Genomic DNA, 10,571 nt, shown 5'->3' with positions numbered 1-10,571 from the left:
CTCATGGGCGTGCGCGCCGACGGGCACAAGGAACTCATCGCGCTCGCCGAGGGGCTGCGGGAATCGACCGAGTCCTGGGCCGACCTGTTGCGCGACTGTCGGCGGCGCGGCATGCGCGACCCGGCGCTCGTGGCCGGGGACGGCGCGATGGGCCTGTGGAGGGCGCTGGCGGAGGTGTTTCCGCAGGCGAGGCAGCAGCGATGCTGGGTGCACAAAGTCCGTAATGTCATGAACGCGTTGCCGAAGTCCGCGCAGCCCGGCGCGAAGAAGGCGCTGCAGGAGATCTACAACGCCGAGGACCGTGCGCACGCCGAGAAGGCGGTCACCGCGTTCGAGAAGGCGTACGGCGCGAAGTGGCCCAAGGCCGTCAAGAAGATCACCAACGATTCCGAGGAGCTGCTGGCGTTCTACGACTTCCCCGCCGAGCACTGGATCCACTTGCGCACCACGGATGTAATCGTCAAGCAGTGCAGGTCACGGACTCGGATTCGGTGCCGGGGATCGCTGGCAGGCGAGGTGCGCCGACCGGGCGCTTGGCCTGCCACTGGCCGGCCAGCACCGCGTAGGCGCGCTCGGCCTGTTCGGCGATCTCACGTTCCTGCCGTCGCAGCTCTTTGTCGTTGTAGTCGTAGCCCGGACCGCGCCGGGCGATGCGGCGTTCGGCACCGGCGCTCAGCTCGAGCTTGCGCCGCTTGAAGGCGACCAGGCTCGGGCGGGCGAAGGCATAGTCCTGCTCCTTGACGACCAGGTGCCACGCGATAACCGTGATCTTCCGGGCCACTGCGACGATCGCGACCTGCATCCCGCGCCTGGCCTTGATCCTCTGATGCAGGGCCCGCAGCGGGCCGGGGGACCGCAGCGCGGCGAACGCGGCCTGCACCAGCATCCCGCGCGCCTTGCCGCACCCGGCCTTGGTGATCCGCCCATGGTGGGCGGCCGTTCCGCCGGACTGACGCACCGTCGGGTTCAGGCCCAGATACGAGACGAGTTTGTCCGCGCTGGAGAAGCGGTGGAAGTCACCGACCGCGGCCAACACGGTGACCGCGGTCATCGCATCCACGCCCGGAATGGTCATCAACCGCCGCACGACCGGGTCGTCGAGCGCATCGGCGGCCAAGCGCCGTTCCACCGAGGCGAGTTCCGCACCATAGAAGTCGAGCTGGCGCAGCAGCGCAGTGACCGTCTCCCGTTCGTCGGCCGGCAGCACCTGGTGCGCGAGCCAGTCTCGCCCGCGGGTGCCGAACAAGTCGCTGACCGGCGGGCGTGGCAGCATGTTGCGGTGCAGCACCGCCTGGACCTGATTCTTGACCCGAATACGGCCGCGCACCAGCTGCGCCCGGTGCCCCGAGAGGCGCCGCAGCATCCTGGTGCGCTCGTCCGGCAGCCAGGTGCCCGGCAAGAAGTCGGCGGCCAGCAGCTGCGCGAGAATGCGCGCGTCGACCCGGTCGGTCTTCACCTTCGCCTCAGCGATCGCCCGGGTCTTGACCAGGTTAGAGATGACCACCTTCGCGACATGCGGCTCGAGAAGCACGGCCACCGCGCTTGCGTTCCCGGTCGCCTCCAGCGCCACATGGTCGTCCGGACGCAGCTGTGCGGCGAACTCCCGCAGTGCCTCCGGCCGGCACCCCACCCGGCCCCAGTCAGTGACGCATCCGTCCTCGACCACCGCGACCTGCGCGAAGTCACGATGAATGTCCAACCCGATGAACCGTCCCATCACCCGTCCCCCTGTGTAGACATGAACCCGGTACGGGGATCAGCTGGGCGAAACGACACCTACGGAATCGCGCTCACGACGCAGCCAGGCAAGTCGCAGGGGCGGCCATCTACAAAGGCGGGCTCGCAGCCCATCGTTCAAGATCGGCCTGCCCATGCTGATTCCCCGGGCACCCCTTGTCCTGACGGTCGCACCGTACAACCGGGCCGAAGCCCGGTCACCAGGACGCAGACAGCGGCGCCCATAGATTTCATACCTGGTACAAATCCCATCGAGTCGACCTTTTCGACGGTGAAGCTTCGGACCAAGGTCACCCGCGGGGCAGGCAGCCCGGCCGCCGCGCTGGCAATGGTCTTCAAGCTCGCCGAGTCCGCTCAGGACCGCTGGCGGGCGATCACCGCGCCCCACCTCGTCGCCCTCGTCCGGGCGGGCGCCCGATTCGAGAACAGTCACCTCGTCGAACGCCCCGAGGCCGCCGCTGCATGATCCGAATCAACTGGTCCACAAGTCTTGACAGTTACTCCCTATGCCGTTCATTACCGTGCAGTTTGCTCTGCGGTCACAACGGGAGTTCGTCATGTGCGCTCTGGTCGGCGATCGAGTTGTTTGCGCAGTTCGCTGTGCAGGTCTGCGGGCAGGCGCCCTGAGGATGCCCAGTCGACGAGGAGCTCGGCAACGTGCCGTTCTTTGATGTGGGTGTGCGCCGACATGCTGCGGAGGATTTCCTGGGCCCGGGCCAAGGGCACACCGCCCACTATGGCGACGATCCGACCGGCTTGGTCCAGAAGCTCGCGTGAAGCGGGTGGATGGTGCGGCAGCTCGTTGGTGCCTTCACTCATCGCAGACCTGCTTGCGTGATCGAGGACGTGCGGCCCCGCCGGTGCAGTCCCGCTGCGGCCGCGCCGGCGGCAAGGCTGATGCCCGTCAGTGACAGGAAGCGGTGACGGGTGAGGACGGCTTGCCAGGAGCGGGCGTGGGAGGTCTCGTCGAAGACACCGTGGGCGCCACGGTCTTCGCCCCGTTCATGGTCGACGGGCTGGAACAGGTTGCTCCGGCCGGTCGGCGGCAGGCTGTCGGTCTGCTGGGAATCGAAGCCGGTGCGGGCGAGGTAGCGGTCGAGCAGGGAGGGGGCGAGGCGGTTGGCCCAGATGGTCGCCACGGTGCTGGCGCCGATGAAGTACTGCTTGCGGTGCGGGTGGTCGCCGGCGCGCAGGACGCCCCGGGCGGCGACTTCGGGTTGGTAGATCGGCGGGACGGGACTGGGGTGCTGGGGCAGGCGGGAGTGCACCCAGGAGAACTGGGGGGTGTTGACCGCCGGCATCTGCACGATGGTGATGTGCACATGGCTGCGGCGGTGGAGCAGCTCGGTGCGCACGGAGGAGGTGAAGCCGTTGATGGCGTGCTTGGCGCCGCAGTAGGCGGACTGCAGCGGGACGGACCGCTCGCCGAGCGCGGAACCCACCTGCACGATCGTGCCGCGATCCCGCGGCAGCATCCGCTTCAGCGCGGCCCGGGTGCCGTGGACGAAGCCGTGATAGGTCACGTCGGTGACCCGCTGGTACTCGTCGGCTGCAATCTCGTCAAACGGTGCGAAGGCACTGGTGAAGGCGCAGTTGATCCATACGTCAATGGGGCCGAATGCTTCCTCTGCGGCGTCAGCTGCGGCTTCGACCTGTTGCATGTCCGCGGTGTCGGCCCTTTGCATCAGGGGGCGGCCGCCGAGGGCTTCGACTTCGTCGGCGGCGGCCTGCAGTCCGGCGTGGCCGCGGGCGATGAGGACGATGTTCGCGCCGCGTCGGGCGTAGAGGCGGGCGGTTGCCCGGCCGATCCCGGCGCTGGCGCCGGTGATGACAACGTTGACGGCCATGGTCAGTTCCCTTGCGTTTGGTGCGTCCTGCGAACGGGCGCGGCGTCGAGACGGACGCCGGTTTCGCGCAGCAGGGCGTGCACGACGGTCTGCGGCAGGTTGCCCCGCAGGTGGTGCTGGGCGGTGTCGAAGTCCTCTCGTACAGGCACGAGGCACCACAGGCGCCACGGTTGCGTTCGAACCAGCAACGATGCGCGGCGACCGCGTGGCCTTGCCGTCTCCGGCCGCTCCACGGTCTGATGGCGGGTCACTGGTCCTGGCCGGTGCCGGGCCGGTCCTCGCGGTGGCGGTGGCCGGGCAGCATTTCCTGGACCTTGGCCTTGAAGCCCTGCCGGACCATGCCGGCGCGGTCGCTGTCGCCCTTGAGGACGGAGAGCGCCGCGGCCTCGATCTGGTCGAGGGAGGCGTGCGGCGGGATGGGCGGCACCGCCGGGTCGGTGCAAAAGTCCAGGACGAAGGGCCGGTCGGCTGCCAGCGCCGTCTCCCAGGCGCTCTGCACGTCCTGCGGCTTTTCCACCCGCATCCCGCCCAGGCCCACCGAGCGGGCGAAGTCGGCGTAGGCGACGTCGGGCAGAGACTGCGAGGGCAGGAACTGGGGGGCGCCGGACATGGCGCGCATCTCCCAGGTGACCTGGTTGAGGTCCTGGTTGTTGAGCACGGCCACCACCAGGCGCGGATCGGCCCACTGCTGCCAGTACTTGGAGATTGTGATCAGCTCGGCAAGGCCGTTCATCTGCATCGCCCCGTCACCCACCAGCGCGATCGCCGGGCGGTCACCGTGCGCGAACTTCGCTCCGATCACGTAGGGCACGCCCGGTCCCATGGTGGCGAGCGTGCCGGACAGCGAGCCGCGCATCTCGCCGCGCAGCCGCAGGTGGCGGGCATACCAGTTGGCGGCGGAGCCGGAGTCGGCGGCCAGGATGACGTTCTCGGGCAGCAGGCCGTTCAGGGCGTGGGCCACGTACTCCGGGTTGATCGGGTCGGCGTCCACCGCGGCGCGCCGCTCCATGACCTCCCACCAGCGGGCCGTGTTCTTCTCGATCTTCTTGCGCCAGACCTTGTCCTTGGCCTGTTGCAGGTGGGGCAGCAGCCGCTGCAGGGTGGCGCGGGCGTCGCCGACGAGGTTGACCTCGAAGGGGTAGCGCAGGCCGACCATGTGCGGGTCGATGTCGATCTGCACGGCGCGGGCCTGGCCGAACTCGGGCAGGAACTGGGTGTAGGGGAAGCTGGATCCGATGACCAGCAGGGTGTCGCAGTCCTGCATCAGCTCGTACGACGGGCGGGTGCCCAACAGGCCGATGGAACCGGTGACGTAGGGCAGATGGTCGTCGAGGGCGTCCTTGCCGAGCAGGGCCTTTGCCACGCCGGCTCCCAGTCGGTCGGCGACTTCCATGACCTCCTGGCGGGCCCCGCGGGCGCCCTGACCGATGAGGAGGGCAACCTTCTCACCGGCGTTCAGCACCTCGGCGGCGCGTTCGATGTCGGGGTCGGCGGGCACCGGGGCGTAGCGGGACATACCCAGGCTGGAGGGCACCATCTTGAAGGCGTGCTCGGGCGGCGAGTAGTCGAGTTCCTGCACGTCGGCCGGGACGATGACGGCAGTCACCGAGCGGCGTGCCATCGCGGTGCGCATGGCGCGGTCCAGCACGTTAGGCAGCTGCTCCGGGACGGTGACCATCTCGCAGAAGTCGGAGGCGACGTCCTTGTAGAGGCTGAGCAGATCGATCTCCTGCTGGTAGGAGCCGCCCATCGCGCTGCGGTTCGTCTGCCCGACGAGCGCGACGACGGGCACGTGGTCGAGCTTGGCGTCGTACAGGCCGTTAAGGAGGTGGATGGCGCCGGGTCCGGAGGTGGCTGCGCACACACCGACCTTGCCGGAGAACTTGGCATAGCCGACGGCTTCGAAGGCGGCCATCTCCTCGTGCCGGGCCTGGACGAACTGGGGCTTGTTGTCGGCCCGTCCCCAGGCTGCGAGCAGGCCGTTGATGCCGTCGCCGGGGTAGGCGAAGACGTGCTCGACCTCCCAGGCGCGCAGACGCTCCAGGAGATAGTCGGAGACCTTCATCGACATGGTGTTGACCCTTTCCGGTGGGGCACGTGTGTCTGGTGGTTGTCGCCTAGGTGTGGCGGCGCAGGCGGCTGCGACCGGCCACGGCGACAGCTGAAGCCGTCAGCGCCGCGGTGATCGCGGTGATCGCCCAGCGGCCCGCGCGGGGCGGCTCGGGCGGCCGCTGTGCCAGGCGTTCGGGATGCGCACTGGGCAGGTTCGTGTCGAGGCCCAGGGCCAGCACCTCGGCCAGGTGCAGGGCCCGGCGGCCGGTGCCGCCCTGTTCGATCTGGGTTCGGCAGCTGAAGCCGTCCGCGAGGAGCAGGCTGTCGGGGGCGGCCGCCCGCACGGCCGGCAGGACGCCCTGCTCCGCGACGGCCATGGAGACCTCATGGTGGCCGCGTTCGAAGCCGAAGTTGCCGGCCAGGCCGCAGCATCCCTCGTCCAGCACCTGGGCGTCGAGGTGGGCACGGCGCATCAGCTCGCGGTCGGCGTCGTTCTTCATGATCGCGTGCTGGTGGCAGTGAGTCTGCACGACGGCCTGCCGGGCCAGCGCGGGCGGCTGCCAGCCCTCGGGGGCGTGATTGACGAGGTGTTCGGCGAAGGTGCGGAACTGGCCGGCCAGGCGCTGCACGTCCTGGTCGTCCGGCATCAGTTCGGGCGCATCCGCGCGGAACACGGCGGTGCAGGAGGGCTCGAGCCCGATCACCGGCGTGCCTGCCTCGATGTAGGGCTGCAGGACGTCGAGGGTGCGGCGCAGGACCTTCTTGGCGACAGTGAGCTGGCCGGTGGAGATCCATGTGAGGCCACAGCACACGGCGCCCGTGGGCACGGCGACGCGGAAACCGGCGTCCTCCAATACACGGACCGCCGAGACCGCGATCGACGGATGAAAATAGGTGGTGAACGTGTCGGGCCACAGCACCACGGTGCGGGAGTCGGCGGGATCCGGCTCGTCCACGGCGCGGGTCCGCCACCATTGCAGGAACGATTGCGGCGCGAACACCGGAGCCCGCCGGGCGCCGTCCACGCCGGCCAGCCACTTGCCCGCCCGGGCCACACCGGGAGCCTGCAGTGCGCTGTTGACCAGCGAGGGGGCGAACCGTGACAGCCGGGCCCATACCGGCAGCCAGCCCATGGAATAGTGCGCCGCGGGACGCAGGCGACCGTCGTAGTGGTGGGCCAGGAACTCGGCCTTGTACGTCGCCATGTCGACGCCCGTCGGGCAGTCGGACTTGCAGCCTTTGCAGGCCAGGCACAGGTCGAGGGCGTCCCTCACCTCGGTGGAACGCCAGCCGTCGGTGACGGGGGAATCCGCGTGCCCGCCGAGCATCTCGAACAGCAGCCGGGCCCGCCCGCGGGTGGAGTGCTCCTCCTCCCGCGTGGCGCGGTAGGACGGGCACATCACGCCGCCTTGCTGGCTGCGGCAGTTGCCGATGCCGACACAGCGCATCACCGCCCGGGTGAAGGAGTGCTCGTCCTCCGGGTAGCCGAAGTGCGTTGTGATCCCAGCCGTGGGACGCCAGTTCGGGCCGAGCCGCAGTTGTCCGTCGACCGGGTGCGGGTCGACGACCTTGCCCGGATTCATCAGGTTGTCCGGGTCGAAGAGGGCCTTCACCTCACCGAAGGCGCCCACCAGCCGCTCGCCGAACATGCGGGTGAGCAGCTCGCCCCTCGACTGGCCGTCCCCGTGTTCGCCGGACAGGGAGCCGCCGTAGGAGGCCACGAGGTCCGCGGCGCGCTCCACGAAGCGGCGGAAGTCGGCGACACCGTCGGCGCTCTTCAGCCCGAACGGGATGCGAGTGTGCACACAGCCCTGTCCGAAGTGTCCGTACAGCGACGGGTGGTCGTAGTCGAACTCGTCGAAGAGCTTCTTCAGGTCACGCAGATACTCGCCCAGCCGCTCGGGCGGGACGGCGGAGTCTTCCCAGCCTTCCCAGGTCTCCCGGTCGTCCGGCGGGCGCGCGGTCACTCCGAGCCCCGCCTCGCGGGCCTTGAGCATCTTCTGCTCGCGCTCGGGATCGTCGGAGAAGGCCACCGTGGCCTCTTTCTCGCTGCGTCCCAAGGCTTGCAGCAGCGCGTGCGCCTGCTCGTCGACGGCATCCTGGCCGTCGCCGACGAACTGCAGCATCAGCCAACTGTCGCCGTCCGGAAGGGCATCGAGGGAGTCGAGGTAGGCGCCTTCCTCCCGCATGAGCTGCGCCATCCGCCCGTCGAGGGCCTCCAGCTGGCCTGGGGAGCAGTGCCGCAGGAGCTCGGGGACGTCGTCGGCCGCGCGGCAGATGTCGTCGTAACCGAGCACGAGCAGCGACTGATAGGCCGGTACCGGCACCAGGTCGAGTTCGGCGCGCAGCACGGTCACCAGGGTGCCCTCGCTGCCGACCAGGGCCTTGGCCAGGTCGAAGCCGTTCTCCGGGAGCAGGGAGTCCAGGTTGTAGCCCGAGACCCTGCGCGGAATCTTGGGGTATCCCTGCCGGATGTCCGCCAGGTACTCGTCGACGATGCGCTCCAGGCCGGCATGGATCTCGGCCCGGCGGCCGCCCTCGGCGGCGATCCGCTGTCGTTCGTCCTCGGTCGTGGGCCCCACCCACATCCGTGTGCCGTCATAGGTGAGGATCTCCAGGCGGCGCACGTTGTCCACGGTCTTGCCGTAGGCCTGTGCCGACGCCCCGCACGAGTTGTTGCCGATCATGCCGCCCAGTGCGCAGTGGCTGTGTGTGGACGGTTTCGGCCCGAACTGCAGACGATGATCGGACAGGTGCCGGTTGAGCTCGTCCAGGACGATCCCGGGCTCCACCACACAGGTGCGCGCACCGGGATCCACCGAAACCAGCGCATGACAGTACTTGGTCCAGTCGATCACCACGGCGGTGTTGGTCGCCTGCCCCGCCAGGCTCGTCCCCCCGCCCCTCGACAGCACCGGGGCCCTGAACTGCGCGCACACCTCCACCGCGCGTACGGCGGCGTCGACACTGCGCGGAACGACCACCCCGATGGGCACCTGACGGTAGTTGGAGCCGTCCGTGGCATACGCTCCCCTGCTGCCCGCATCGAAGCGGACCTCACCATCGACCGCCTCGCGCAGTGCAGCCTCCAGGCGCGTCACGTCGACCGCCTTGTGCGATGCGCCGGTAGCGCCGCGCATGCCGTGTCGCGATGTATGAGTCATCGGAAAAACCATCCCCTCGGCCTGCCCACACATATGAGGCGAGATCATTGAATAAAGGACTGTTCGCCTCAGGTGCCGCCTCCGCCGCATCGCGAGCGTGGACATCGGAACCTGCAGGCCCAGACAGCGCACCCCAGTCAGTCCATAGCCGCGAGAGCGAACTGCATGCAGCTGACCGTTCCGCTTTCCATCACCCGCGGCTCAGACGGGAGGCAGAGGCCCCCGCCATCGGTTCTGCCGCCATCCTTGTCACACCCTTCGACTGGGAATTGAGGCCCTCGGAGAGACTCCGCCCCCCGAGTACCCCGTCATTGCATGGTGCAATGGTTCTTTATCGGAGGGCACTCAGTGAGACACCGCGCCTCGGGTCCGATCGATAAGACCGGCCGCCGGGCAGCGCCGCCTCACGACGACGGACAGTGCGCGAGGTGGATGATGCCGTTCGCCGCCCGCTAGGGGCCGGCATCCACATCTCCCGTTCTCACTTATGGCCTGGGCCACCGCTGCCGAACGAACCGCTGGAGCCGCGAGACCAGCGCCGACGACGTTGGTCCTGGCTCCGCCTGCTGCCGGAGGCACCGAGGTCGTGCGGGGAGAGCCGCTCACTCTCGTCGTCGGCCCGAGGCACCTCGTCCGGCTCCCGCACCTGCTCGGTCTCATGAACAGGTCCAGCCGACGGCAGCGTCGGGTGTTCACCGCGCCGGGGAGTCCGCGGCTCACGACGCCGTACCCTCACGCCGAACCTGATGGCCCAGATGAGCGCGCCCACCAGGACCAGCCCGACGACGAGGACGGCGATCACACCGCCCGCATTCGTCGCAGCCGCTTCGTTCTGGATCATGGTCATCTTCATCGACTACCCCGCCGGGGGCCGATGCGCTACCGACGGGGCGCGTGGGTGGGCCCGTTGCCCCTCTGACGGAGCACACCGAGCGTGGCGCGGCCGGAGTCCTCCGCGGCCTGCAGTAGCGTCGCCACGCCGCTCACTCCTGCCAGGAGAAGGACGCTCGTGATCCCGAAGAAGATCCGCATGGTGGTAAGGCTTCGCCAGGTCTTTCCGTATGGTCTGCGCATTGCGTCCGCCCAGTCCCAGACCCACACGTCGACACCGCGATAACCGCATGCAACCGCCGTGCATGCGCTGGTCGCGAGCAGCAGGAGAAGACACAGCGCTCCGCGAATGATCAACGTCGTTCCCCTCCCCGGAGCTGGCGACCGGCGTCGCATCGCGGCATTGTCGCAGGTGGTGTAGGCGGGTGCTGAGCCTCCCTAACGACGGCGGACGGCAGCGGCACTGGGCAGCCCGCGAGGACCGGGGGTGGAGCCAGGCCGGCGTGACCGTGACGCCGGCGGCGGTCAGCACCCGGGCGAGTTCGGCTCCGTAGGCGCCGGTGCCCTCCACGCCCACCGCGACGAGCTCGCCGTGTGAGCGCATCCAGTCCAGCAGATCGCGGTAGCCACGGATCGTGGCAGGGAATTCCCGGTCGGCCAGGTGCCGGCCGACCGTGTCGATCACTGCCGCGTGGTGAGTCAGGCCGTGGGTGTCGACTCCGCCGGTGATCTGCGGGCCGTCGTGCGTCATGCTGGTCATGTCCGTCCTTGTCGCGTGTCCGTTCCGAGGGCGGCACGCGCCGGTCGGGCGGGTGGACAAGACAGTGACGGGGCTTCTGGACCAAGCTCCTGACTTGTTCAATCGAGCCCAGGCGCACGGTTCGCGGTCGTAGCGTCCAGGGTGCTGGTCGGCATGGGCCCGCAGTGCTCCTTGCCGCCC

The 10,571-nt window shown here is 69.1% G+C and carries 8 protein-coding genes and 2 pseudogenes; 2 read left to right on the top strand and 8 right to left on the bottom strand.

Annotation, left to right across the window (positions count from 1 at the left end; translation table 11 throughout):
- Positions 1-459: pseudogene (locus ACGFYN_RS47150) on the top strand (transposase); the annotation flags it as partial.
- A gap of 1 nt (position 460) precedes the next feature.
- Here ACGFYN_RS47150 and ACGFYN_RS47145 read toward each other — a convergent pair.
- On the bottom strand, positions 461-1,699 hold the full coding sequence (locus ACGFYN_RS47145) for an IS110 family transposase (RefSeq protein ID WP_393872142.1): 1,239 nt from the start codon (positions 1,697-1,699) through the stop codon (positions 461-463).
- Between the two features lie 279 nt (positions 1,700-1,978).
- On the opposite strand from ACGFYN_RS47145, the pseudogene ACGFYN_RS47140 reads away from it, so the two are divergent.
- Positions 1,979-2,203, top strand: a pseudogene (locus ACGFYN_RS47140) (IS256 family transposase); the annotation flags it as partial.
- An 89-nt stretch (positions 2,204-2,292) separates the two neighbouring features.
- On the opposite strand, the gene ACGFYN_RS47135 reads toward ACGFYN_RS47140, so the two are convergent.
- From ACGFYN_RS47135 to ACGFYN_RS47105, 7 genes are all read right to left on the bottom strand, one after another.
- The gene (locus ACGFYN_RS47135; RefSeq protein WP_393872139.1) at positions 2,293-2,556 is read right to left on the bottom strand and encodes a hypothetical protein; all 264 of its coding nucleotides are present in this window, start codon (positions 2,554-2,556) and stop codon (positions 2,293-2,295) included.
- On the bottom strand, positions 2,553-3,584 hold the full coding sequence (locus tag ACGFYN_RS47130) for an SDR family oxidoreductase (RefSeq protein ID WP_393872138.1): 1,032 nt from the start codon (positions 3,582-3,584) through the stop codon (positions 2,553-2,555). The genes ACGFYN_RS47135 and ACGFYN_RS47130 overlap by 4 nt, the downstream gene beginning before the upstream one ends.
- A gap of 2 nt (positions 3,585-3,586) precedes the next feature.
- Positions 3,587-3,733 (bottom strand): hypothetical protein, encoded by a 147-nt coding sequence (locus tag ACGFYN_RS47125; protein ID WP_393872137.1) that lies wholly within the window; start codon positions 3,731-3,733, stop codon positions 3,587-3,589.
- A 98-nt stretch (positions 3,734-3,831) separates the two neighbouring features.
- On the bottom strand, positions 3,832-5,655 hold the full coding sequence (locus ACGFYN_RS47120) for a thiamine pyrophosphate-requiring protein (protein WP_393872136.1): 1,824 nt from the start codon (positions 5,653-5,655) through the stop codon (positions 3,832-3,834).
- Between the two features lie 46 nt (positions 5,656-5,701).
- Positions 5,702-8,776, bottom strand: coding sequence for an FAD-binding and (Fe-S)-binding domain-containing protein (locus ACGFYN_RS47115; protein ID WP_393872141.1), 3,075 nt, complete (start codon positions 8,774-8,776; stop codon positions 5,702-5,704).
- Positions 8,777-9,281: 505 nt separating this feature from the next.
- Positions 9,282-9,641 carry a DUF6479 family protein gene (locus tag ACGFYN_RS47110; RefSeq protein WP_393872135.1) on the bottom strand — a complete coding sequence of 120 codons (360 nt, stop codon included), beginning with the start codon at positions 9,639-9,641 and terminating at the stop codon, positions 9,282-9,284.
- 15 nt (positions 9,642-9,656) lie between these two features.
- A complete protein-coding gene (locus ACGFYN_RS47105) occupies positions 9,657-10,382 on the bottom strand; it encodes a transposase (protein ID WP_393872140.1) in 726 nt (241 codons plus the stop codon).
- Between the last annotated feature and the right edge of the window lie 189 nt (positions 10,383-10,571).

Origin of the sequence: Streptomyces sp. NPDC048419 (genome assembly GCF_043200415.1) — a bacterium.
GTDB lineage: Bacteria > Actinomycetota > Actinomycetes > Streptomycetales > Streptomycetaceae > Streptomyces.
The sequence above is the reverse complement of the archived record's forward strand: the minus strand, read 5'-3'. Positions and strand labels throughout refer to the sequence as shown.

What these genes read in the sequence shown, in the direction of transcription:
- ACGFYN_RS47135 (WP_393872139.1), bottom strand. Translation starts at nt 2,556, where the DNA reads ATGAGTGAAGGCACCAACGAGCTGCCGCACCATCCACCCGCTTCACGC.
- ACGFYN_RS47130 (WP_393872138.1), bottom strand. Translation starts at nt 3,584, where the DNA reads ATGGCCGTCAACGTTGTCATCACCGGCGCCAGCGCCGGGATCGGCCGG.
- ACGFYN_RS47110 (WP_393872135.1), bottom strand. Translation starts at nt 9,641, where the DNA reads ATGATCCAGAACGAAGCGGCTGCGACGAATGCGGGCGGTGTGATCGCC.
- ACGFYN_RS47105 (WP_393872140.1), bottom strand. Translation starts at nt 10,382, where the DNA reads ATGACGCACGACGGCCCGCAGATCACCGGCGGAGTCGACACCCACGGC.
- ACGFYN_RS47115 (WP_393872141.1), bottom strand. Translation starts at nt 8,776, where the DNA reads ATGCGCGGCGCTACCGGCGCATCGCACAAGGCGGTCGACGTGACGCGC.
- ACGFYN_RS47120 (WP_393872136.1), bottom strand. Translation starts at nt 5,655, where the DNA reads ATGTCGATGAAGGTCTCCGACTATCTCCTGGAGCGTCTGCGCGCCTGG.